The sequence below is a fragment of the Serratia sp. LS-1 genome (genome assembly GCF_003719595.1).
GTDB classification, from domain to species: Bacteria; Pseudomonadota; Gammaproteobacteria; order Enterobacterales; family Enterobacteriaceae; genus Serratia; species Serratia ureilytica.
This window is the reverse complement of the sequence record NZ_CP033504.1, coordinates 3,014,985-3,038,533: the sequence shown is the minus strand read 5'-3', so window position 1 is coordinate 3,038,533 and position 23,549 is coordinate 3,014,985. Positions and strand designations below refer to the sequence as shown.

The 23,549-nt window shown below is 60.8% G+C and carries 19 protein-coding genes, 6 tRNA genes and 1 other RNA gene; 11 read left to right on the top strand and 15 right to left on the bottom strand.

Annotated features, from left to right (window positions below; all coding sequences use genetic code 11):
- Window positions 1-106: 106 nt before the first annotated feature.
- From budA to EDY99_RS14590, 3 genes are all read left to right on the top strand, one after another.
- Entirely contained in the window at window positions 107-886 is a 780-nt protein-coding gene (gene budA, locus EDY99_RS14600) for an acetolactate decarboxylase (protein ID WP_033643951.1), read from the top strand.
- 32 nt (window positions 887-918) lie between these two features.
- The gene (gene alsS / locus EDY99_RS14595) at window positions 919-2,604 is read left to right on the top strand and encodes an acetolactate synthase AlsS (protein WP_033643950.1); all 1,686 of its coding nucleotides are present in this window, start codon (window positions 919-921) and stop codon (window positions 2,602-2,604) included.
- 143 nt (window positions 2,605-2,747) lie between these two features.
- Window positions 2,748-4,334 carry an ABC transporter substrate-binding protein gene (locus EDY99_RS14590; RefSeq protein WP_123062182.1) on the top strand — a complete coding sequence of 529 codons (1,587 nt, stop codon included), beginning with the start codon at window positions 2,748-2,750 and terminating at the stop codon, window positions 4,332-4,334.
- 28 nt (window positions 4,335-4,362) lie between these two features.
- On the opposite strand, the gene EDY99_RS14585 is transcribed toward EDY99_RS14590, so the two are convergent.
- The 9 genes from EDY99_RS14585 to EDY99_RS14545 all read right to left on the bottom strand — a co-directional run bounded on the left by EDY99_RS14585 (window position 4,363) and on the right by EDY99_RS14545 (window position 9,277).
- Entirely contained in the window at window positions 4,363-5,169 is an 807-nt protein-coding gene (locus tag EDY99_RS14585) for an ABC transporter ATP-binding protein (protein ID WP_004936408.1), read from the bottom strand.
- 21 nt (window positions 5,170-5,190) lie between these two features.
- Window positions 5,191-6,228 (bottom strand): iron-enterobactin ABC transporter permease, encoded by a 1,038-nt coding sequence (gene fepG / locus EDY99_RS14580; protein WP_033643949.1) that lies wholly within the window; start codon window positions 6,226-6,228, stop codon window positions 5,191-5,193.
- The gene (gene fepD / locus EDY99_RS14575) at window positions 6,228-7,283 is read right to left on the bottom strand and encodes a Fe(3+)-siderophore ABC transporter permease (RefSeq protein ID WP_042785147.1); all 1,056 of its coding nucleotides are present in this window, start codon (window positions 7,281-7,283) and stop codon (window positions 6,228-6,230) included. Before fepD ends, fepG begins: the two co-directional genes overlap by 1 nt.
- Before the next feature lie 215 nt (window positions 7,284-7,498).
- On the bottom strand, window positions 7,499-8,506 hold the full coding sequence (gene fepB, locus EDY99_RS14570) for a Fe2+-enterobactin ABC transporter substrate-binding protein (RefSeq protein WP_123061868.1): 1,008 nt from the start codon (window positions 8,504-8,506) through the stop codon (window positions 7,499-7,501).
- A gap of 194 nt (window positions 8,507-8,700) precedes the next feature.
- A non-coding RNA gene (locus tag EDY99_RS14565) (RtT sRNA) lies at window positions 8,701-8,825 on the bottom strand.
- 74 nt (window positions 8,826-8,899) lie between these two features.
- Window positions 8,900-8,975, bottom strand: a tRNA-Lys gene (locus tag EDY99_RS14560).
- Between the two features lie 7 nt (window positions 8,976-8,982).
- A tRNA-Val gene (locus tag EDY99_RS14555) sits at window positions 8,983-9,058 on the bottom strand.
- Window positions 9,059-9,097: 39 nt separating this feature from the next.
- Window positions 9,098-9,173 (bottom strand) — tRNA-Val (locus EDY99_RS14550).
- A gap of 28 nt (window positions 9,174-9,201) precedes the next feature.
- Window positions 9,202-9,277: transfer RNA gene (locus EDY99_RS14545), tRNA-Val, on the bottom strand.
- A gap of 294 nt (window positions 9,278-9,571) precedes the next feature.
- Between EDY99_RS14545 and gltX the strand changes: the two genes are divergently transcribed.
- The gene (gltX, locus tag EDY99_RS14540; protein WP_033643946.1) at window positions 9,572-10,987 is read left to right on the top strand and encodes a glutamate--tRNA ligase; all 1,416 of its coding nucleotides are present in this window, start codon (window positions 9,572-9,574) and stop codon (window positions 10,985-10,987) included.
- 66 nt (window positions 10,988-11,053) lie between these two features.
- Here the strand turns inward: gltX and EDY99_RS14535 are convergent, their stop codons facing one another.
- On the bottom strand, window positions 11,054-11,839 hold the full coding sequence (locus EDY99_RS14535; protein WP_122016648.1) for a formate/nitrite transporter family protein: 786 nt from the start codon (window positions 11,837-11,839) through the stop codon (window positions 11,054-11,056).
- A gap of 308 nt (window positions 11,840-12,147) precedes the next feature.
- On the opposite strand from EDY99_RS14535, the gene EDY99_RS14530 reads away from it, so the two are divergent.
- Both EDY99_RS14530 and EDY99_RS14525 read left to right on the top strand, forming a co-directional pair.
- Window positions 12,148-12,223 (top strand) — tRNA-Ala (locus tag EDY99_RS14530).
- Between the two features lie 60 nt (window positions 12,224-12,283).
- Window positions 12,284-12,359 (top strand) — tRNA-Ala (locus tag EDY99_RS14525).
- A 118-nt stretch (window positions 12,360-12,477) separates the two neighbouring features.
- Here the strand turns inward: EDY99_RS14525 and EDY99_RS14520 are convergent.
- Window positions 12,478-13,665, bottom strand: a complete 1,188-nt coding sequence (locus tag EDY99_RS14520) for a NupC/NupG family nucleoside CNT transporter (RefSeq protein WP_019453828.1) — start codon at window positions 13,663-13,665, stop codon at window positions 12,478-12,480.
- 377 nt (window positions 13,666-14,042) lie between these two features.
- On the opposite strand from EDY99_RS14520, the gene EDY99_RS14515 reads away from it, so the two are divergent.
- Window positions 14,043-15,278, top strand: a complete 1,236-nt coding sequence (locus tag EDY99_RS14515; protein WP_069100645.1) for an Nramp family divalent metal transporter — start codon at window positions 14,043-14,045, stop codon at window positions 15,276-15,278.
- A 41-nt stretch (window positions 15,279-15,319) separates the two neighbouring features.
- On the opposite strand, the gene EDY99_RS14510 is transcribed toward EDY99_RS14515, so the two are convergent.
- Window positions 15,320-15,730: a DUF2502 domain-containing protein gene (locus EDY99_RS14510; RefSeq protein ID WP_050440153.1), complete on the bottom strand. Its 411-nt coding sequence runs from the start codon at window positions 15,728-15,730 to the stop codon at window positions 15,320-15,322.
- A 224-nt stretch (window positions 15,731-15,954) separates the two neighbouring features.
- Window positions 15,955-16,944: an L-glyceraldehyde 3-phosphate reductase gene (gene mgrA / locus EDY99_RS14505; protein WP_116286729.1), complete on the bottom strand. Its 990-nt coding sequence runs from the start codon at window positions 16,942-16,944 to the stop codon at window positions 15,955-15,957.
- Window positions 16,945-17,135: 191 nt separating this feature from the next.
- Between mgrA and EDY99_RS14500 the strand changes: the two genes are divergently transcribed.
- On the top strand, window positions 17,136-18,797 hold the full coding sequence (locus EDY99_RS14500) for an alpha-keto acid decarboxylase family protein (RefSeq protein ID WP_047575522.1): 1,662 nt from the start codon (window positions 17,136-17,138) through the stop codon (window positions 18,795-18,797).
- Here the strand turns inward: EDY99_RS14500 and EDY99_RS14495 are convergent.
- A complete protein-coding gene (locus EDY99_RS14495; protein ID WP_033632445.1) occupies window positions 18,773-19,663 on the bottom strand; it encodes a LysR family transcriptional regulator in 891 nt (296 codons plus the stop codon). The genes EDY99_RS14500 and EDY99_RS14495 overlap by 25 nt on opposite strands.
- 95 nt (window positions 19,664-19,758) lie before the next feature.
- Between EDY99_RS14495 and EDY99_RS14490 the strand changes: the two genes are divergently transcribed.
- On the top strand, window positions 19,759-20,211 hold the full coding sequence (locus EDY99_RS14490) for a multidrug/biocide efflux PACE transporter (RefSeq protein ID WP_016926809.1): 453 nt from the start codon (window positions 19,759-19,761) through the stop codon (window positions 20,209-20,211).
- A 67-nt stretch (window positions 20,212-20,278) separates the two neighbouring features.
- The gene (locus tag EDY99_RS14485; protein WP_123061867.1) at window positions 20,279-20,971 is read left to right on the top strand and encodes an aspartate/glutamate racemase family protein; all 693 of its coding nucleotides are present in this window, start codon (window positions 20,279-20,281) and stop codon (window positions 20,969-20,971) included.
- On the opposite strand, the gene EDY99_RS14480 is transcribed toward EDY99_RS14485, so the two are convergent.
- The gene (locus tag EDY99_RS14480) at window positions 20,968-22,215 is read right to left on the bottom strand and encodes an ion channel protein (RefSeq protein WP_123061866.1); all 1,248 of its coding nucleotides are present in this window, start codon (window positions 22,213-22,215) and stop codon (window positions 20,968-20,970) included. The two genes, EDY99_RS14485 and EDY99_RS14480, sit on opposite strands and share 4 nt — an antisense overlap.
- Before the next feature lie 310 nt (window positions 22,216-22,525).
- Between EDY99_RS14480 and glk the strand changes: the two genes are divergently transcribed.
- On the top strand, window positions 22,526-23,488 hold the full coding sequence (gene glk, locus EDY99_RS14475; protein ID WP_042785139.1) for a glucokinase: 963 nt from the start codon (window positions 22,526-22,528) through the stop codon (window positions 23,486-23,488).
- Window positions 23,489-23,549: the final 61 nt, after the last annotated feature.

The window sequence follows — 23,549 nt, the reverse complement described above, 5'->3', positions numbered from 1 at the left end:
CTGAATCGTTCCAACTGATGAACGCGCCTGAGGGGCATCTTGGCTCGCCGTCGGCGGGTCTTTTGAACGCGTGGAACCGCAGTTCCGCGCTGGTGGAGGAGTCAGCATGAACGAAAAACACGGGTGTTCCTGTGCGCGCCATCTGGCGCAGGGTTTCGCCAGGCAGTCGATCAACGCCGGGGAGGGCGAAATCTATCAAATCTCGCTGATGAGCGCGCTCATCGACGGGGTTTATGAAGGGGAGACCACCATCGCCGAATTGCTGAAACACGGCGATTTCGGCCTCGGCACCTTCAATCATCTGGATGGCGAACTGATCGCGTTCGATCAGGAAATACACCAGCTGCGCGCCGACGGCAGCGCCCGCCCGGCCGGTTTGCAACAGAAAACCCCTTTCGCCGTCGTCACCTTTTTCCAGCCCAGCGTCAGCCAGCAATTCGATCGGCCGATCACCAAGGCGCAACTGCACCAATGCATCGATGAACAGGTCGCCTCGCCGAACCTGTTCTGCGCGGTGCGGGTCGACGGTGAGTTCAGCCATGTCGAAACCCGCACCGTGCCGCGTCAGGAACGGCCTTACCGCCCAATGCTGGAAGCGATAGAAGAGCAGCCGACCTTCTCGTTCCATCAGCGGCGCGGCACGCTGGTCGGCTTCCGCTCGCCCGATTACATGCAGGGCATCGGCGTGGCCGGCTATCACGAACACTTCGTTACCGACGACCGCAGCGGCGGCGGCCACGTGCTGGATTACCAGCTCGATCATGGCCGCCTGCAGTTCGGCGTCATCACCCGTCTCAATCTTCAGTTGCCGCATGATGCGGATTTCTTGCGCGCCAACCTCTGTCCAGAGGATTTGGATCGCGCGATTCGTTCCGCCGAGGGCTAATCCCGGCGATCGTTTTCTTAGGAGGTGGAACCATGGCACAGGAAAAAACAGGCAATGACTGGCAATGCGGCGCCGACTTGGTGGTGAAAAACCTGGAAGCGCAGGGCGTCAAACACGTTTTCGGCATTCCGGGCGCCAAGATCGACCGGGTGTTCGATTCGCTGGAAGATGCGCCGTCGATCGAAACGGTAGTGGTGCGCCATGAGGCCAACGCGGCCTTTATGGCGGCGGCGGTCGGCCGCCTGACCGGCAAGGCGGGGGTGGCGCTGGTCACCTCCGGGCCGGGCAGCTCCAACCTGATCACCGGGCTGGCGACCGCCACCTCGGAAGGGGATGCGGTGGTGGCCTTCGGCGGCGCGGTGAAGCGCGCCGACAGCCTGAAGCAGACGCACCAGAGCATGGATACCGTCAGCATGTTCCGACCGGTGACCAAGTACTGCGCCGAAGTGCATGCCGGTTCGGCGATTTCTGAGGTGATCGCCAACGCCTTCCGCCGCGCCGAGTTCGGCCGGCCGGGGGCGTCGTTCGTCAGCCTGCCGATGGATATCGTCAATGAGCCGGTCACGGCGCCGGTGCTGGCGGGCTGCCGCTTGCCGCGCATGGGGGCCGCAGCGGCGGACGACATTCAGGCGGCGGTGAAACTGATCCGCCAGGCCAAATGCCCGGTGCTGCTGCTGGGCTTGCAGGCCAGCCGGCCGGAGAACAGCGAGGCGGTGCGCCATCTGCTGTACCGCACCCATATGCCGGTGGTCGGCACCTATCAGGCGGCGGGGGTGATTGACGTCAATCACTTTGCCCGCTTCGCCGGCCGCGTCGGCCTGTTCAACAACCAGCCGGCCGATCAGCTGTTGCAAAAGGCCGATCTGGTGGTCAGCGTCGGCTACGATCCGATCGAATACGATCCGTGCATGTGGAACAGCCACGGGCGGCTGAAGCTGGTGCATATCGACGTGCTGCCGGCGGACATCGATACCTGCTATCGGCCGGACGTCGAGCTGGTGGGCAACATCAGCGCCACGCTGAACATGATGACCGAAGCGTTCAATGAGGCGGTCTGCGTCCCGGCGGAGGTGGAACTGATCCTGACCGATCTCGGCCGCCAGCGCGCCGAATTGGCGGAACGCGCCGCGCGCCGCGGCGGCATGCCGATCCATCCGTTGCGCATCGTCAAGGAGCTGCAGGACATCGTCAGCGACGACGTGACGCTGTGCGTGGACATGGGCAGTTTCCACATCTGGATAGCCCGCTATCTTTACAGCTTCCGCGCTCGCCAGCTGTTGATCTCCAACGGCCAGCAAACCATGGGGGTAGCGCTGCCGTGGGCCATTGGCGCGGCGCTGGTGCGCCCCGGCGATAAGGTGGTGTCAATCTCCGGCGACGGCGGCTTCATGCAGTCGAGCATGGAGCTGGAGACCGCGGTGCGGCTGAAAAACAACATCGTGCACGTGATCTGGGTCGATAACGCTTACAACATGGTGGAAATGCAGGAAGTGAACAAATACCAGCGCAAATCCGGCGTGGAGTTCGGGCCGATCGACTTCAAGGCCTACGCGGAATCCTGCGGCGCGGTCGGTTTCGCCGTGCAGTCGGTGGAAGATCTGCGGCCGATGCTGCGCAAGGCGATGGAGATCCAGGGGCCGGTGGTGGTGGCCATTCCGGTCGACTACGCCGATAACTATAAGCTGATGGCGCAGATGAACTTCAGCCAGATGATTTAATTTCATCATCCTCGCGCCGTTTCACCGGGGCAGGCCGCTTGCGCGCCTGCCCGTTTTTATGCGCGGAATTTGTCCTTTACATCGCTAACTGCATGATTTATTGCTATCCGTTCGGCTGTTTTTTCACCACTGGGGATAGCGCAATGAAAAGAAAAGCAATAACGATCGGGCTGCTGGCGTTGGCGATTGCCGGCGGCGCGCGGGCCAATACGCTGGTCTACTGTTCCGAAGGCTCGCCGGAAGGCTTCAACCCGCAGCTGTTCACCTCCGGCACCACGGTAGACGCCAGTTCGGCGGCGATCTACAACCGGCTGGTGGATTTCAAACCCGGCACCGTCGAGCTGCAACCCAGCCTGGCGGAAAGCTGGGAGGTGAGCGAAGACGGCAAGCGCTATACCTTCCATCTGCGCAAGGGCGTGGCATTCCAGAGCAATAAATATTTCACGCCCACCCGCGATTTCAACGCCGATGACGTCATCTTCTCGTTTATGCGCCAGAAGGACGCCAACAACCCATATCACAAGGTCTCCAACGGCGCCTACACCAACTTCGAGTCGATGGAGTTCGGCACGCTGATCGACCGGATCGTCAAGGTGGATGACCACACCGTGCGCTTTGAGCTCTCCCGCGCCGAGGCGCCGTTCGTCGCCGATCTGGGCATGTATTTCGCCACCATTTTATCGGCGGAATATGCCGACGCGATGCTGAAGGCCGGCACGCCGCAGCGGGTGGACAACGATCCGATCGGCACCGGGCCGTTCCAGCTGGTGCAGTACCAGAAGGACGCGAAAATCCTCTACAAGGCGTTCGACCGCTACTGGGAAGGCAAGCCGAAGATCGATCGACTGGTGTTCTCGATCACGCCGGATGCGGCGGTGCGTTACGCCAAGCTGCAAAAGAACGAATGCCAGGTGATGCCGTTCCCCAATCCGGCGGATCTGGCACGCATGCGGCAGGACGACAACATTCAGGTAATGGAAAAATCCGGCTTGAATATCGGTTTCCTGGCGTTCAACACCCAGAAGAAACCGTTGGATAACGTTAAGGTGCGCCAGGCGTTGGCGCTGGCGGTCAACAAGTCGGCGATCATCGACGCGGTGTTCCACGGCGCCGGTCAGCCGGCCAAGAACCTGCTGCCGCCGGCTCAATGGGGCAGCAACGCGCAGCTTGAAGACTACCCGTATTCGCCGGAGCGGGCGAAGCAGCTGTTGCAGGAGGCCGGGCTGGGGCAGGGCTTCGACATCGATCTGTGGGCGATGCCGGTGCAGCGGCCCTATAACCCCAACGCCAAGCGGATGGCGGAGATGATCCAGGCCGATTGGGCTAAAATCGGCGTGCGCGCCAAAATCGTCACCTTCGAGTGGGGCGAGTATTTACAGCGGATTAAAAACGGCGAACACCAAACCGCGCTGATGGGCTGGACCACCGCCAACGGCGATCCGGACAACTTCTTCGGCCCGCTGTTCACCTGCGCTTCGCTCGGCGGTTCGAACTCGGCGAAATGGTGCTATAAACCGTTCGACCAGCTGATCCTGCAGGCGCGCGAGGAGAACGATCACGCCAAACGGGTGGCGATGTATCAGCAGGCGCAGGTGATAATGCACGATCAGATGCCGGCGTTGATGATTGCGCACTCGACCATCTTCGAACCGGTGCGCAAGGAAGTGAAAGGCTACGAGATAGACCCGTTCGGCAAACACATTTTCAAGCAGGTGTCGCTGGAGAAGTAACGACAAGGCCGGGGTAACCCGGCCTTTTTCATGCCTGCGGCGCGTCGCAGTGGTAGCGGCCGCGCGGGATCACCAGCGGCGTGTGGGACAGCGGATCGTCGATGATCATGCACGGCATGCCGAACACCCGCTCCACCAGTTCGGCGGTAATGATCTCCGCCGGTTTCCCTTCCGCCACGATCTTGCCGTCGCGCATGGCGATGATGTGATCGGCATAGCGGCAGGCGTGGTTGAGATCGTGCAGCACCGCGATCAGGGTTTGACCGCGCTCGCGGTTGAGCTGGCGGAACAGATCCAGCAGCTCGATCTGGTGCGCGATGTCCAGATATGTCGTCGGTTCATCCAGCAGCAGCAGCGGCGTTTGCTGCGCCAACGCCATCGCTACCCAGACGCGCTGACGCTGCCCGCCGGACAGCTCGTCGACGCTGCGATCCGCCAGTTGGCTGACGTTGGTGGCCGCCATGGCGGCTTCCACCGCCTGTTTATCGGCCTGTGTCCACTGTTTCAGCAGGCTCTGGTGCGGATAGCGGCCGCGCGACACCAGGTCCGCCACGGTGATGCTGTCCGGTGCGATCGAGGTTTGCGGCAGCAGGCCAAGCTCGCGCGCCAGCGCCTTGGTGGCGAAACTGCTGATGTTCTTGCCGTCCAGCATCACCTCGCCGGCGCTGGGTTTCAGCAGGCGGCACAGGGCGCGCAACAGCGTCGATTTGCCGCAGGCGTTCGGCCCGACGATCACCGTAAAGGCGCCGTCGGGGATCGCCACGCTCAGATCGTCAGCGATGATTTTATTGTCGTAGCCTAGCTTCAGGTGCGAGGCGTGCAGGCGGTGGCTCATGGCATTATCACTCTTCATTATCTATCTGCGGGCCTCACGGATGAGCAGCCAAATCAGGTACAGGCCGCCGATGCAGACGGTCACGATCCCGACCGGCAGTTGGATCGGCGCGAAAAGATGTTGGGACACCACGTCGGCGCCGAGCAGCAGCGCCGCGCCCATCAGCGCCGAGGACGTCAGGGTGACCGAGGATTGCCCGGCCAAGCGGCGGGCGATTTGCGGCGCCGCCAGCGCGATAAAGGAAATCGGCCCGGCGGTGGCGGTGACGGCGGCGGTGAGGGTGACGCCGAACAGCATCAGCCACAGCCGGCTGCTTTCGGCATTGACGCCCAGCGCGCGCGCCGTGTCGTCGCCCATTTCCAGCAGCTGTAGCCGTTTGCCCATCAACAGCGCGGCGGCGGCCGCCAGCACGATAAACGCCGTGGCGGGCTGGGCTTTCTGCCAGGTCATGCCGTTGAGCGAACCGGCCTGCCACATGGCGGCGTCCATGGCGCGCTCGAGCGAGGCGGTGATGATCAGCCAGGTATTGGTGGAGACCAGCACCGCGCTGATGGCGATGCCGACGATGATCAGCCGGAAGCCGGCGATGCCTTGCCGCCAGGCCAGCAGGTAGATGGCCAGCGCGGCGAGAATGCCGCCGGCCAGCGCGCCGCCGGCGATGTAGTAATAGCCGCCGTTGAACAGGGTGATGGCGATCAGCGCGCCGGTGTAAGCCCCCATGTTAAAGCCAATCACGTCCGGGCTGCCGAGCGGGTTGCGGATAATCGACTGGAAGATGGCGCCGCTCATGCCGAGCGCGGCGCCTAACAGCAGCGCCATGGCGATGCGCGGCAAGCGCCATTGGGTGACCACGGTGACCAGGTTTTTCGGCGCCTCGCCGGTCAGCGCGGCAAAAACCTGCTCCAGCGAAAGTTGCAGCGTGCCGTAGCACAGGGCGGCGACGGCCATCGCCAGACACAGCGCCAACAGTGAAAGGTTGACCAGCAGCAGGCGCAGCGGCAGGCGCCCGTTGATGACGCCGTCCGGGCGGCCGATATGCAGCGTGTGCGGCAGACTCATCACAGACCCCCCAGCGTTTTCTTGCGGCGCACCAGCCAGATCAGCACCGGCGCGCCGATGAAGGCCGCCACGATGGAAACCCGCAGCTCACCGGCCGCAAGCAAGCGGCCGACCACGTCGGCGCACAGCAGTAAAATCGGCGCCAGCAGCATGGAGTAGGGCAGGATCCAGCGTTGGTCGGGGCCGACCCACCAGCGGGCGATATGCGGCACCATCAGGCCGATGAAACTGATCGGGCCGACGGTGGCGGTCGCCGCGCCGCACAGCAGCGTAATGGCGATCACTGCGATCGCCTGAGTCAGCACTACGCGCGCGCCGAGCGCGATAGCCAGATCTTCCCCCATGCCGATGGTATTCAGCGGCCGGGCGATGAGTAGCGTCAGCAGGCAGCCGAGCAAAATGGCGGGGGCGGTCACCGGCAGGGTGGCCAGCGTGCGGATATCCAGCGTGCCGGCCTGCCAGAAGCGCAGTTGGTCGAAGGTTTGCGGATCGATCAGCGACAGCCCGGTGGTGATGCCGAGCAACACCGCGCCGATCGCCACGCCGGCCAGCGTCAGCCGCACCGGGTTGATGCGCCCGCCCGCCAGCGTGCCGATCAGGTAGACCAGCAGGGTGGTGAGGGCCGCGCCGACAAAGGCATAGGCCATATAGCTTTCGGTGGTGGCGGCGCCGAAAAACATGATGCCGATCACCACGGCGAAGCTGGCGCCGGCGTTGATGCCGAGCACGCCGGGATCGGCCAGCGGGTTGCGCGTCAGCGCCTGAATCAGCGCGCCGGCGGCGCCGAGCGCCATACCGGCCAAAATGCCCGCCAGCGTACGGGGCACCCGGGCGTTGAGAATGATGGTGCTGTCGGAGCCGCTCGCGGCGCCCTGTAGGCTGAGCCAGACGGTATGGAAGGGGATGGCTTTGGAACCCAGCATCAGGCTGGCAATGATGCACAGCAACAACAACGCCAAGCCGATACCGAACCCGGCGATGCGTTTGAAGCCACTGGCGTAAGCTGCGTGCGGTGCGGACGAAAGCGTCCGCTCAGTCGGAGTGGGTACGTTCACACCGGTAACTCCTTTATGATTTTTATTCTCATTGTTATTTGCGTTCGTGAAGGGCGCCAATAGTAACACGAGTTTACGCCCGCATGCACCCGCCGGTTGGTGGCGAAGGCGCGTGGACGATGTTAATAACTATTGATATTTCAATTGATTGAATGTGAATTGTTGCCCCGTTTGCGAAAAGCGTCGGCAGGGGACTGGCCTGCCGACGGCGTGATTCAGGTCTTTTTGAACAACCGTTCGATTTGGTTCAGCATGTTGGTGGCGCTGTAGTAATCGAGGCGGAAGGTATCGTTGCCGACGGCGTAGACGTGCCGCTGTTCCACCGGCTCCAGATGTTTGAGGAACGGGTTGGCCAGCACCTCTTGCACTTTGCGCTCATTGGTGGCGAACAGGATCAGGGTTTTGCCGTTCAGGCCTTCGGCCATTTTTTCGCCGGAGATCTGGATGATGTCATGGCGTTTACCCATGCTGGCGTTGCCTTTGGCGCTTTCCGGCGGGGTAGCCAGCTGGAAACCGAGCTGGGTCAGCAGCTTGCCTTGGGCGGAGCCCGGCGTCCACAGCATGGCTTCGCGGCCGTTGTCGGCATACACCAGCGGCGTGGTCGGCTGCGGCGGCAGGGTAATCGCCTGCTTCACTTGTTCCACGCGCTGCTCGAAACGATCTTCCGCCTGTTTGGCGCCGGCTTCGTGACCGGTGATCTCACCGAGCTCGCTGGCCAGCTGCTGCCAGCTTTTGTCGCCGTAATCGAGCACCAGCGTCGGCGCAATGGCGGACAGCTGATCGTACAGTTTCAGCGCCGAATCACCGCCGGTCGCGGCGACGACGATCAAATCCGGCGCGGCGGCGGCGACGGCTTCGGCATTGGGTTCCACCTGATACAGCCGTTCGACGTGGCGCTGTTTGGCCACTTCGCTCCATTGGGTAAAGAAGCCTTGTTGATCGGCCACCAGGGGATTTGGACTGGTGGCGGCGCTGGCGACCACCGGGGCATCGATAGCCAGTAACGTGCCGGTGATGGTGACGCTGGTGGATACGATGCGCTGCGGCGGTTTTTCCAGCGTGAACTTCCCTTTGGCGCTATCGATGGTGCGCGGCCAACTGCTGTCGGCAGAGGGGGCGGACGGTTTCTGCCCGTCGCTCTTGTCGTCCGGGCCGCAACCGCTGAGCAGCAGGCTGGAAGTGGCGATAAATGCAATGAACAGCTGGCGTAAGGATAGGGTCATGAGCGGGCTCTTTCTTTCCTTGAACTAAGGCGTATCAATCCGGCGGCGGATTGGCTGCGTGGTGTATGCCCGCTAATTTACCATCCAAGCCGTCAAAATGATAACCATTCGTATCTCAGCGAGTGGCGAATAATGAAGAAAGGGAGGCGAACGGCAGAAACGAAAAAAGCGCCAAAAGGCGCTTTTTTCTGAATGGGTGGGTCGTGCAGGATTGATTCGGCCTGTGGCCCTCACCCTGCGGGCAACGCTGCGCGTTGTCGTATCGCTGCGCGATGCTCGAACCTCTACGGTTCTTCATCCTGCACGACCCGGTGAACTCTGTCGGTGAGAGATGAAGTCAGAGGTGGGTGGCGCAGAAACGAAAAAAGCGCCAAAAGGCGCTTTTTTCTGAATTGGTGGGTCGTGCAGGATTCGAACCTGCGACCAATTGATTAAAAGTCAACTGCTCTACCAACTGAGCTAACGACCCGCAGAAGTGGTGGGTGATGACGGGCTCGAACCGCCGACCCCCTCCGTGTAAAGGAGATGCTCTACCAACTGAGCTAATCACCCACTTCAGGACTTCCAGGTTACTGCTAAATGAGAGAATGATGGTGGGTGATGACGGGCTCGAACCGCCGACCCCCTCCGTGTAAAGGAGATGCTCTACCAACTGAGCTAATCACCCTCATTCGTTCTCATTTTTCTCAACAAGATGGTGGGCGATGACGGGCTCGAACCGCCGACCCCCTCCGTGTAAAGGAGATGCTCTACCAACTGAGCTAATCGCCCCGTCTTGTTGGAGTCGCATTATAGGGATAGTTCAAAGTGAGTCAACGGTTTTTAAAATGATTTCAATCGTTCGCCGCAAATTTAGGCAGGGCGCGATAATTATCGCCAACGGCGCCGATTCTTTGCGCAACGCTCTGCGAAACTCGCCGCAAAACGCGCGAAATCGACCGGCGCAATATCGTGTCGGCGTTGAGGAATTAGCGCGTGGTGATACAATGTCGTCCACTCTTTTTTCAATTCCGAGCAATCGTCGGCCATCGCCGACACGCGTTGCGTAATAAGGCAGTGAACCCAATGAAAATCAAAACCCGTTTTGCACCGAGCCCGACCGGCTATCTCCACGTCGGCGGCGCGCGTACCGCACTTTACTCCTGGCTGTTCAGCCGCCATGCGGGCGGTGAGTTCGTTCTGCGTATCGAAGATACCGATCTGGAACGTTCTACCCAGGACGCGATCGACGCAATTATGGATGGCATGAACTGGTTGAACCTGGATTGGGATGAAGGCCCGTACTTCCAGACCAAGCGTTTCGATCGCTACAATGCGGTCATCGACGAAATGCTGGAGCAGGGCACGGCCTATAAATGCTATTGCTCCAAGGAACGCCTGGAAGCGCTGCGCGAGAAGCAGATGGAAAACGGCGAGAAGCCGCGTTACGACGGCCACTGCCGCGACAGCCAGTGCAGCCACACCGACGACGAGCCGCACGTGGTGCGCTTCCGCAACCCGCAGGAAGGGTCGGTGATCTTCGACGATAAAATTCGCGGCCCGATCGAATTCAGCAACCAGGAGCTGGACGATCTGATCATCCGCCGCACCGACGGTTCGCCAACCTATAACTTCTGCGTCGTCGTCGATGACTGGGACATGGAAATCACCCACGTGATCCGCGGCGAAGACCACATCAACAACACCCCGCGCCAGATCAACATTCTGAAAGCGCTGGGCGCGCCGGTGCCGGAATACGCGCACGTGTCGATGATCCTCGGCGACGACGGTAAAAAGCTGTCCAAGCGTCACGGCGCCGTGGGCGTGATGCAGTACCGCGACGACGGCTATCTGCCGCAGGCGCTGCTGAACTACCTGGTGCGTCTGGGCTGGTCCCACGGCGATCAGGAGATCTTCTCCATCGACGAGATGAAAGAGTTCTTCACGCTGGAAGCGATCAACAAATCCGCCAGCGCGTTCAACACCGAGAAGCTGCAGTGGCTGAACCACCACTACATCAACCATATGCCGGCGGAAGAAGTGGCGGTGCATCTGGCATGGCACGTTGAGCAACTGGGCATTGAAACCCGCAACGGGCCGGAACTGAAGGACATCGTCAAGCTGCTGGGCGAGCGCTGCAAGACGCTGAAAGAGATGGCGGAGTCTTGCCGTTACTTCTACGAAGACTTCAGCGAGTTCGACGCCGACGCCGCCAAGAAGCACCTGCGTCCGGTCGCGCGTCAGCCGCTGGAAGCGGTGCGCGCCAAGCTGGCCGCCATCACCGTCTGGACGCCGGAAAACGTGCACGACGCCATTCAGGGCACGGCGGATGAGCTGGGCGTCGGCATGGGTAAAGTCGGCATGCCGCTGCGTGTCGCGGTGACCGGCGCCGGCCAGTCGCCGGGCATGGACGTGACCGTGCATGCGATCGGCCAGAAGCGTTCGCTGCAGCGTATCGATATGGCGCTGGCTTACATCGCCGAGCGTGAAGCCCAAGCCTGATTAGGCTGATACGCCTTAAAGAAAAAGCCCCGTGGAGCGATCCCGGGGCTTTTTTATTGCGCTTTGTCAGGCTTGTTCGCTAGCCGGCAAACCCGGACGGTAGGCGAGGAAATACATCAACCCGACAAAGCCGGCGCCGCCCAGCGCATTGCCGAGAAATACCGCGACGAAATTAGGCAGATACTGCTCCCAGCCCATGCCGCCGGCAAAGATGGCCGCCGGGATGATGAACATATTCGCCACCACGTGCTGGAAGCCGATGGCGACAAAAGCCATGACCGGGAACCACATGCCGATCACTTTGCCCGGCACATCTTTGCTGGCGAAGGCTAACCACACCGCCAGGCATACCAACCAGTTGCAGCCGACGCCGGAAATGAAGGCGTGCAGGAAGTCCGCATCCACTTTGGCCTGCGCGATCGCCAGCGTCTTATGTAAAAACGCGCCTTCGGTCAGGCTCAGCAGGTGGCCGAAGAAGTAGGCGACGGCCACGCTGCCGGCGAAGTTGGCCAGGGTGACCCAAAACCAGTTGCGCAGCACGGCGATGGCGGGAATTTCACGGGCGAACCAGGCCATTGGCAAGGTCATCATGTTGCCGGTCAGCAGTTCGCCGCCGGCCAGAAGGGTCAGGATCAAACCGATAGGGAAGACCGCGGCGCCCAACAGCGCGCCGAAAGAGCCCCATTCGGCCGGCAGGGTGCCGATGACGTGAATATCCAGCAGGAAGCCGGTGGCGATAAAGGCGCCGGCGAGAAAGCCCAGAATCAGCAGATTAGCGAGAGGGGCGCGGCTTTTGTTTACCCCGGCCTGAACGGCGAGGGCGGCGATTTCTTTTGGTGAATGCAAAGACATGACGGACTCGGTTTATAGTAATAAAGTTTATGGCGCGGGCAGTCTATGCCGCTCGGGAGCCCGACTCAAGCGCATTTCGCTAACATTCCGTTAATTAAAAATCAACGTGATATGCAGGGTCTTTTATCATTTTGAGAAGTAGCACGCAAAATGGATGAACTCTGCGCAAAGTGATGATTTTTTGGCGCCAAAGATGCTGATTTGGCGGCTTTTTCAACGCTTGATTCAGTAATTCAATTTAGCCGTTGACAGCTTTGAGCGGGTTTCATATTATGCGCCCCGTTCACAGCACAAAGTGATTGTGGAACGGGGCTATAGCTCAGCTGGGAGAGCGCTTGCATGGCATGCAAGAGGTCGACGGTTCGATCCCGTCTAGCTCCACCAACCTTCTTCTCAGAGAGGTTGGGGAATACCGTAACGCCGGTCAACGCGTACCACTTTTGTGGGGCTATAGCTCAGCTGGGAGAGCGCTTGCATGGCATGCAAGAGGTCGACGGTTCGATCCCGTCTAGCTCCACCACCATTTGAAAAGCCGACCTTAGGGTCGGCTTTTTGCTTTGCGTTATTTCACCTTCGCCGAATGCCAGCCAATAAAAAAGGCGCCCGCAGGCGCCTTATCATTGCTGTAAATTTCAGGCTTAGCCCAGCACCAGACCCGCGATGGAAGCGGACAGGATGCTGACCAGCGTAGAGCCGTAGACCAGCTTCAGACCGAAACGGGACACTACGTTGCCCTGGTGTTCGTTCAGGCCCTTGATCGCACCGGCCACGATACCGATGGAAGAGAAGTTGGCGAAGGACACCAGGAACACCGACAGGATCCCCAGGCTGCGCGGCGACAGCTCGGCAGAGACTTTCTGCAGTTCCATCATTGCCACGAATTCGTTGGAAACCAGTTTGGTGGCCATGATGCTGCCGACCTGCAGGGCTTCGTGCTTAGGAATACCCATGATCCAGGCGAACGGATAGAAGAAGTAGCCGAGGATTTCCTGGAAGCTCAGGCCGAAGATGGCGCTGAACACGCCGTTAAGCGCGGCGATCAGGGCGATGAAACCAATCAGCATCGCGGCGACGATAATCGCTACTTTGAAGCCGGCCAGGATGTATTCGCCCAGCATTTCAAAGAAGCTCTGGCCTTCGTGCAGGTTGCCGAGGTGCAGCTCTTCTTCTTTATTGGTGTCGTACGGGTTGACCAACGACAGCACGATAAAGGTGCTGAACATGTTCAGTACCAGCGCCGCCACCACGAACTTGGCGTCCAGCATGGTCATGTAGGCGCCGACGATGGACATGGACACCGTAGACATCGCGGTCGCCGCCATGGTGTACATGCGCTTTTCCGACATCTTGCCCAGGATATCCTTGTAGGCGATGAAGTTTTCGGATTGGCCCAGGATCAGCGAGCTGACGGCGTTGAACGACTCCAGCTTGCCCATGCCGTTCACTTTCGACAGCACGGTACCGATAATGCGGATGATGAAAGGCAGCACTTTGATGTACTGCAGAATACCGATCAGCGCCGAAATGAAGACGATCGGGCACAGCACTTTCAGGAAGAAGAACGCCAGGCCTTTGTCGCCCATGCCGCCGAACACGAAATCAGTCCCTTGTCCCGCAAACCCGAGCAGTTTGTCAAACAGCGCGGCGAATCCTTTTACGAAGCCCAAACCCGCTTCCGAATGCAGGAAAAAGTAGGCCAGTAGTACTTCGATAACCAGTAGTTGAATAACATAGCGAATGCGGATGCTTTTACGATCGCGGCACACCAACAGGGCCAGGATCGTCACCACCACTATCGCCAACGCAAAGTGCGCAATATGGGACATGTTTGCTCCAAATTTGAGGCAGGCTGAATTTCGGCTGTCATTTTATGTAACGCTACGTTTAAAAACGAGACTTCTATTGCAAATATGGAAAGTCATAGCGGGAATTCTCCTAAAGTGTTGCGCAAAAGCATAAAAAATCAAGATGTTAAAGCAGCAATAGGAAATTCGTATTCTTGTGCTAACCTGTCTTTCAGGGGTATTGCAGCTAAAATCCCATCCTAAAAGCACGGAAATCGGCAAGCTCCGCGCTGAACCCTTCGATAAAACCATTAATGTTGGCTATTACAGAGATAAGTTTTACCGCTCTAAATGCGCTTGATAATTATTATCATTTATATAGAGTGGAGATAAACGTAATTTCAGTAAGGGTTCAACATATGCTGAACAGTCGCGTGGTTGAAACCACCTCCGGTCGCTCCGCCAGAAAAATCAAACTCTCGCTGATGGGGCCCGCCTTCATCGCCGCTATCGGCTACATCGACCCCGGCAACTTCGCCACCAATATCCAGGCCGGCGCCTCGTTTGGCTATAGCCTGTTGTGGGTCGTGGTCTGGGCCAACGTGATGGCGATGCTGATCCAGCTGTTGTCCGCCAAGCTGGGGATCGCCACCGGAAAAAACCTGGCTGAGCATATTCGCGATCGCTTTCCGCGGCCGGCGGTATGGGCCTATTGGATTCAGGCGGAGATTATCGCCATGGCGACCGATCTGGCCGAATTCATCGGCGCGGCAATCGGCTTCAAACTGCTGCTCGGCGTCTCCTTGTTGCAGGGCGCGGTGCTGACCGGCATCGCCACCTTTTTAATTCTGATGCTGCAAAAGCGTGGACAAAAGCCGCTGGAATGGGTGATCGGCGGCCTGCTGCTGTTCGTCGCCGCCGCTTACATCGTCGAGCTGGCGTTTTCCCAGCCGCAGCTTGCGCCGCTGCTGAAAGGCATGGCGTTGCCCGATTTGCCCAACGGCGACGCGGTATTCCTGGCCGCCGGGGTATTGGGTGCCACCATCATGCCGCACGTGATCTATCTGCATTCGTCGCTCACCCAAGTTGGCGGTGAGCACGATAAGGCGGAGCGCTATGCTGCCACCAAAGTCGACGTCGCCGTCGCCATGACCATCGCCGGTTTCGTTAACCTGGCGATGATGGCCACTGCCGCCGCCGCGTTTCATTTCAGCGGCCACAGCGGCATCGCCGATCTTGACGTGGCCTATCTGACGCTGCAACCGCTGCTCGGGCAAGCCGCCGCCACCGTGTTTGGCCTGAGCCTGGTGGCCGCCGGTCTTTCTTCCACCGTGGTGGGCACGCTGGCGGGGCAGGTGGTGATGCAAGGGTTCGTGCATTTCCATATCCCGCTGTGGCTGCGCCGAGCGGTGACCATGCTGCCGTCGTTTATCGTCATCATGCTGGGAGTGGACGCCACGCGCATTCTGGTGCTGAGCCAGGTGCTGCTCAGCTTCGGCATTGCGCTGGCGCTGGTGCCGCTGCTGGCTTTCACCGGCAATCGGGCGCTGATGGGGGAGATGGTTAACGGCCCCGTGGTGCAAAACCTGGGCAAGCTGATCGTGTTGGTGGTGGTGGGGTTGAATGGCTACTTGCTGATCGGCAGTGTGGTGTAGGCGAAAACAGTGCGGGCCGGCGTTGCGCCGGCCCGTTGTCGTTAATCGCGGTCGTCATCGCCGTGGCGGCGCCAGCGATCGCGGTCATGATCGTGGTGGTGTTTTTTCTCTTTCTTCCAATGGTGCTTATCGTAATGCTTGTCGTATTTACGATAGCGTCCTTCATGATAGTAATAGTGTTTGCGCCAGTAGTCGCGGTCGCGCCAGCGATAGCCATCCCAGTAATAGCCGCGCGGGCTGCGATCGCCGAGATAGCGTCCCTGATGGCCTTGCCACCAGTCGCGATCGCGCCAGTCGTAACCGTCCCAGTAACGGCCGCGATTGTCCTGATCGCCGATGCGCAATGAAACGCCCGGCATCAGATCGATGCTGATCCCTTCGGCGTGCGCCTGCTGTGCGGCGGGCAGTACCGTCGCCGCCAAGATGGCGGCCAAGAGCAGAGGTTTAAACATGACTTCTCCTTTCCGCTTGCGCGGCCTGGCCGTTGATCACTTTATGAAGCGCGTTCATCAGTTTAAAAAAACGGCCTTATCGTTATTTTTACTGCAATATCGGCATCATAGCGCCGGCGCATGGGGTTGAATCTGAGAGCCACTCTGAAAAGGGCGCCGGAGGCCGAGATTTGAGATTTTTCTGGGGCATCGCCGCTCAATTGAGCGGCGGAATTTGTAAGCGATTACAATAAAATGTTCTCGATCTGCGCAAGCTCTTCTTCAGTGAAGTGACGATTGGCCAGCATGCCCACCGCGTCTTCTATCTGCGCAGTCTTGCTGGCGCCGATCAGCACCGAGGTGACGCGATCGCCGCGCAGCACCCAGGCCAGCGCCATCTGCGACAGCTTCTGCCCGCGTTGCCGCGCCAGCGCATCGAGGCGGCGCACCTTGTCCAGTCGGTCGGCGGTCAGCTGTTCCGGCTGCAGGAAACGGCTGCCGCTGGCGGCGCGGGAATCTTGCGGGACGCCGTGCAGATAACGATCGGTCAGCAGGCCGCCCGCCAGCGGGGAGAAGGCGATCGCGCCGACGCCATGATCCGCCAGCGTATCCAGCAATTCCGTCTCCGGCCCGCGTTCAAACATCGAATACTTGGGCTGGTGGATCACGCACGGCGTGCCGAGCCGCTGCAGGATGTCGAACGCCTGGCGCGCGCGCTCGGCCGGGTAGTTGGACAAACCGACATACAGCGCTTTGCCCTGGCGCACCAACAGATCCAGCGCCGCCATGGTTTCTTCCAGCGGCGTGTCCGGGTCCGGCCGGTGGTGATAAAAGATATCCACATACTCCAATCCCATGCGCCTGAGGCTCTGATCGAGGCTGGCGACCAGGTACTTTTTCGAGCCCCAATCGCCGTAGGGGCCGGGCCACATGGTGTAACCGGCTTTGGATGAGACGATCAGCTCGTCGCGCCAGGCCCGCAGATCGGCGTTGAGAATGCGGCCAAAGTTTTCCTCGGCGGCGCCGGGCGGCGGGCCGTAGTTGTTGGCCAGATCGAAGTGGGTTATGCCGCGATCGAAGGCGCAGCGGATCAGGGCGCGGGCGTTGTCGTACAGCGTGGCGTCGCCAAAGTTGTGCCATAGCCCGAGCGAGACGGCGGGCAGCTTCAATCCGCTGCGGCCGCAGCGCCGGTATTCCATATCTTGATAACGCGAGGGGGAGGCTGAGTAGGACATTGTGATCCTTTGTCGGCGAAGAAGTGGCGTGTTTTGAGTGTATGCGTTTTCACAACGTGCCGTCGAGGGGGCGATCACAAGGCCGGCATGTAACGCCAGGTTGCCGCTCGACACGGAAAGCGCTGTTCGAAAATCAACCGGCATCTTCGATACTTAAAGATAATCGCTTCAGCTGCAGACAGGTGATGATCATGACTCAGATCTACACGGTGGCCGATTATCTGCTCGATCGTCTGGCCCAGATTGGCATCCGCCACGTCTTCGGCGTGCCGGGGGATTACAACCTGCAATTCCTCGATCACGTCATCGCTCATCCGCAAATCACCTGGGTAGGCTGCGCCAACGAACTGAACGCCGCCTACGCCGCCGACGGCTATGCGCGTTGCAAACCGGCCGCGGCGCTGCTCACCACCTTCGGCGTCGGGGAGCTGAGCGCGCTGAACGGCGTGGCCGGCAGTTATGCCGAATACCTGCCGGTGATCCACGTGGTGGGCACACCGGCGCAGCGTGCCCAGCGCGCCGGCGATTTGCTGCACCATTCGCTGGGCGATGGCGACTTCACTCACTTTGCGCGGATAGCCAAAGAAGTCAGCGTCGCACAGGCCAATCTGACCGCCGACAACGCCGCCAGGGAGATCGACCGCCTGATCGACGCCGCCTTGCTGGAGCATCGTCCGGTTTATCTGATGCTGCCCAGCGACGTAGCGGAAGCGCCGCTGCCGGCCAAACCGGCGCCGCTGATGCTGCGCCAGGCCAGGCTGTCGCGGAGCGCATTGCAGGCGTTTATCGCCGCAGCGCGTGAAAAGCTGCAATCGGCGCGGCAAGTGTCATTGCTGGCGGACTTTCTGGCGGACCGCTTTGGCGTTGAAACGGCGCTGGATAACTGGATGCAGGAGGTGGCTATCCCGCACGCCACGCTGCTGCTCGGCAAGGGCGTGCTGGATGAGAACCGCGACGGTTTTGTCGGCACCTACAGCGGCGGCGCCAGCGCTGCGGCGACCAAAGCGCTGATTGAAAATGCCGATGTCGTGATCACCGTTGGCGTGCGTCTCACCGACACCATTACCGGAGGATTCACGCATCATCTGCCGGCGGAAAAATGCATCGATATCCAACCGTTCGAAGCCTGGGTCGGTCGTCAACGGTTCAGCCGCATCCCGATGTGCGCCGCCGTGCAGGCGCTGCACCGCCTGACTCTGTCGCTGGCGTCGCGCTGGCCGTTGCCGACGATCGGCCGTCCGGCGCTGCCGGAAGGCGATGGGGAAGGGTTGGATCAGCACGCCTTCTGGCGGCAGATACAGGATTTCCTGCGGCCGGGGGATATCGTGCTGGCTGAGCAGGGCACGGCCTGTTTCGGCGCCGCGACCTTGACGCTGCCGCGCGGCAGCCGGATGATCGTGCAGTCGCTCTGGGGCTCGATCGGCTATACCTTACCGGCGACCTTCGGGGTGCAAACTGCCGAACCGCAGCGCCGGGTGGTGCTGTTGATCGGCGACGGCGCCGCGCAATTGACCGTGCAGGAGCTGGGATCGATGCTGCGCGACGGGCTTAAACCGGTGATCTTCGTGCTGAATAATCAGGGCTACACGATTGAACGCGCTATCCACGGGCCGGAGCAGAGTTACAACGACATCGCCCGGTGGAACTGGACGCAGCTGCCAACGGCATTGGCCGGTGGGCGGCCGGTGACGGCGTTGCGGGTCAGTCAGCCGGAGGCGCTGCGCCAGGCGCTGAGTGAGGCGGCGCAGGGCGACCGGCTGGCTTTCATCGAAGTGATGCTGCCGAAGATGGATATTCCCGAACTGCTCGATACGATCTCGCGCGTCATTCAGTCGCGCAACGCCGCCGCCTGAGCCGCGTCGTCTTCCAGCAATCGCTCCAGCATCCAGTACCCCGCCGGGCCCGGCGGGGTCAGTTTGGACCATACCGCATCCACCGAAATCAGTTTGGGCCAGCCGCGCGGGCGCAGCTGGGTGAGCCTGCCGTGGCCGTATTGTTGCACCAGCCAGTGCGGCAGCACCGCCCAACCGAATCCCTGTTCCGCCATCTCCAGCAACAGCAGATAGCTGGGCGCCGACCAGACCAGCCCGCCTTGTCTGGCCGCTTCGGCGCCGGTGTAAGTGTTCAGGATCAGCTGACGGGTGCTGGATAATTGCTCCGGGGTCGGCGCGGCGACCTGCGCCAGCGGATGCCCATGCGCGACGAACAACCCCATTTCGGTCTGCTCAGGCAGGCGGGAGAAGGCGATATCCGGCGGATAGGTTTTTTGCACTTCCACCATGCCCAAATGCGCGCGGCCGCTTTGCAGTAGATCGATAACGTCGCCTTCCTCGGCGATCATCCATTCCAGCTCAATCTCCGGGTAACGTTGTTCAAACCGCTGCATCAGGCTGTCGTGATGCTTCGGTTGGTAGGTATCGGAAAATACCATGCTCAGGCGCGGTTCGACATTGCCCGCCAGCTGAATGCTCAGCGCGTCGAGTCGCTCGCTGGCGGCGAGGATCTCCTGCACGTGCCCCAGTACCTTGCGGCCAGCGGCGGTGAGCACCGGTTGGCGCGCGCTGCGATCGAACAGCGTCAATGCCAGGTCGGCTTCCAGATTGGCGATGGCGGTGCTGACGGTAGATTGGCTTTTGCGCAGCTTGCGCGCGGCGGCGGAAAATGAGCCGAGGGCGGCGGCTTCAACGAACGCCTGTAACGCTTCCGGTGAATAGTGCATATATCTACTTTATCGATGGAACCTATTTTTAATCTACCCGAAAAAGCGATGATAATCACCTGGCTTTCGCAACAACTGTTGAAAAAAGGTGATGTATGCAACTGCAAAACAAGTCTCTCATTGAACGTATCGTCCACGCCGTCGGTTTCGAGGCCATCGCCGTGATGGTTTGCGCCCCGCTGGGCGCGTGGCTGCTGAACCGCTCAATGGTGCAGGTCGGTGCGTTGGCGGTGATGCTGTCCACCGTCGCGATGCTGTGGAACATGGTTTACAACACGGTGTTCGACCGCCTGTGGCCGGTCAGCCGGGTGGTGCGTAACCTGAAGGTGCGTGCGCTGCACGCCGTCGGCTTTGAAGCCGGTTTTATTCTGATCGGCGTGCCGATCGCCGCCTGGATGCTGAGCATTTCCTGGGCGCAGGCGTTTATGCTGGAAATCGGTTTCTTCCTGTTCTTCCTGCCGTACACCATGGCCTACAACTGGCTGTACGACACGCTGCGCCAACGCTGGTTCGAAGCGCGCCAGCCGATCAATTCCGGCGCCAAATAAGGCGTCGTCAGCCCGGCGATTCTCAGGTAAGGTCAGAGGATCGTCGGAAAATGCTGAGGAGTGAAGGATGAAAGTGTTGGGTCTGCTGGGCGGCATGAGTTGGGAATCCACCATTCCGTATTACCGCACTATCAACGAGCAGGTAAAGGCGCGCCTCGGCGGGCTGCATTCGGCCAAAATCGTGCTCTACAGCGTCGATTTTCAGGAGGTTGAACGCTTGCAGCACCAGGGCGATTGGGACGGCGCCGGTCGGCTGCTGGCCGCCGCCGCGGTGGCTTTGCGCGCCGCCGGCGCCGAAGCTATCGTGATCTGCACCAACACCATGCACAAGGTGGCGGAGGCGGTCGAGCAGGCCAGCGGCCTGCCGCTGATTCACATCGCCGACGCCACGGCGCTGCAGGTGCGGGAAAAAAACATTCGCCGCGTCGGGCTGTTGGGCACGCGCTTTACCATGGAGCAGACCTTCTACCGCGGCCGCCTGCAGGAATTGCATGGCATCGACGTGGTGACGCCGGCCAGCGCCGATCGCGACATCGTACACCGCATCATCTATGACGAGCTGTGCCTCGGCAAAATTCGCGACGCCTCGCGCGACGAGTATCGCCGGATCATCAGCGATCTGGAACAACAGGGCGCGCAGGGGATTATTTTCGGCTGCACCGAGATAGGGTTGCTGGTGAGCGAGCGGGATGCCTCGGTGCCGGTGTTCGACACCACCGCGATCCACGCTCGCGCCGCCGCGGCGTTCGCGCTGGCCTAATCGTCGTGCGGCGGTTGCCGGCGGTTCACCAGCATCAAGGGTTTGCCCGCCAGCGCCAGCCAGGCGGGCAGCATCACGATGCACAAGATCGGCAGCAGGTGCAGATCCGGCACCACCGCCACCGCCATAAACAGACTGAGCCAGCCGTCGCGCGTGACCACCAGCACCAGCCCCATGATGGCGCAGGAGACCGTGATCGCCGCCGGCACCGCCGGAACGTGCTGATGCAGCATCAGCCCCAGCGCCACGCCGACGAACACCGCCGGGAAGATGCGCCCGCCGCGAAAGCCGCAGGCGGCGGCGATCACCAGCGCCGCCAGCTTGGTCAGGGTAACGGCCAACAGCGCCGGCACCGAATAGTTGCCGTCTGCCGCGAGGCGCTTCATTTCATCCAGCCCTTTGAACAGGGTAATCTCACCGCCCACCAGCGCCAGCAGGCCCAGCACAAAGCCCCCCAGTCCTAGCATCAACACCGGATTCTTTATCGAATGGAACAGGCGGTGAACGTGCGGGAAGCACCACAGCGCCACCATGCCGAGCGCGATGGCGATCAGCGCCACGATGGCGCCGCTGAAGATGTCCGGCAGCCGGGTTACGTCATAGGCGTCGAGTTGCAGGGCGAAATTGGGCACGAAGAACAGCTGGGTGGTGACCGCGCCGGCGGCGGCGGCCACCAGCGGGGCGAACAGCCGATCCCACAGCGGCGTTTCGTTATTGCCCGCCAGGGTTTGCGAGAAAATCAGCGCGGCGGCGACCGGCGTGCCGAACATCGCGCCGATGGTGCCCGCGGCCGCCAGGATGATCCAGTCCATGCGCGGCACCTTAGGCAGCAGGCGCGCCCCCGCCGCCGCCGCCAGCGCGATATTGATGGCGGTGATCGGGTTCTCCGGCCCCAGGCTGACGCCGCCGGCCAGGCCGACGATCAGCGCCAATCCCAGCCCTGGCAGGGCGGAGAGCGGCAGCGGCATGCCGATCAGCGATTCCGTCGCCGGATCCGGCCCGGCATGGCCCGGCATGTAGCGCACGATCAGGCCGACCGCCACGCCGGTCAGCGTCAGCATGCCGAGCGGCCACCAGGGTGCCTGGGCGTCCAGGCTCAGTGCGTCGGGCAGCGTCACCCACAGCCATTGCTGCAGCGTAGCGGCGACTTTCATCATCAACAGCAGCACCAGACTGGAGGCGGAACCGATAATCAGCGCAGGCAAAGCAAAGGCCAACATGGCATTGGCGCGCGGATGCAGCATGGATAATCCCTTGTCGATGCCTCCATGCAGGGCAGGGAGAGCAGGTGGTTGGACAGTGACCACAGCTTGCCAGACTATCGGCGAGCAGGCACGCATTGATATTGCCCGGCGTCGATGACGGTTAACAGTCACGGCGGCGCGTTTTTTGCCGCAATTTGTTTCAAATCGCGGCTTGGCGGGCCAGCTGAAACGTTTTTTGTGATCCGGATCGCTATTGGGGCGCAGATCCGAGGCGGGTGATTGTTGTTTTCGCAGCAGGATTTTACAGTGTGGGCAGCTTTTTATTTTTCATTTTGCGGAGACGAAATCAATGACCTATGCCCTCGTAGGTGATGTTGGCGGCACCAATGCCCGCCTGGCGTTGTGCACTGTTGCGACGGGTGAGATTACCCAGGCGAAAACCTATTCCGGCCTGGAGTTCGACAGCCTGGAAGCGGTGATCCGCCACTATCTGAAAGCGTGCGATATCGAGGTGCAGGACGCCTGTATCGCGATCGCCTGCCCGGTGACGGAAGACTGGGTTGCGATGACCAACCACAGCTGGGCGTTCTCTATCAAAGAAATGAAGGCCAACCTGGGGTTGAGTCATCTGGAAGTGATCAACGATTTCACCGCCGTCTCGATGGCGATCCCGATGCTCTCGTCGGACGACGTGCTGCAGTTTGGCGGCGGCGATGCGCAGCCGGGCAAACCGATCGCGGTGTACGGCGCCGGCACCGGGTTGGGTGTTGCCCACCTGGTGCAGGTCGATCGCCGCTGGGTCAGCCTGCCGGGCGAGGGCGGCCATGTCGATTTCGCACCGAACAGCGAAGAAGAAGACATTATTCTGGAGGTGCTGCGCGGTGAAGTGGGGCACGTTTCCGCCGAGCGCGTGCTGTCCGGGCCGGGCCTGGTCAACCTGTATCGCGCCATCGTCAAGGCGGACAACCGCCTGCCGGAGAAACTGGAGCCGAAGGACATTACCGAGCGGGCGCTGGCCGACAGCTGCATCGACTGCCGCCGTGCGCTGTCGCTGTTTTGCGTGATCATGGGGCGCTTCGGCGGCAACCTGGCGCTGAATCTGGGCACCTTTGGCGGCGTGTACATCGCCGGCGGCATCGTGCCGCGCTTTATGGAATTCTTCAAGGCCTCGGGTTTCCGCGCCGCTTTCGAAGACAAAGGGCGTTTCCGTGACTATGTGCGAGACATTCCGGTGTTCATGATAACCCATGGCCAACCGGGCCTGCTGGGGGCCGGCGCGCATCTGCGCCAGACGCTGGGCATGCAGCTGTAAGCAACGCGGCGGCACGATAAAAAAAGGGGCGCAACCCACAGGTTGCGCCCCTTGTCGTTTT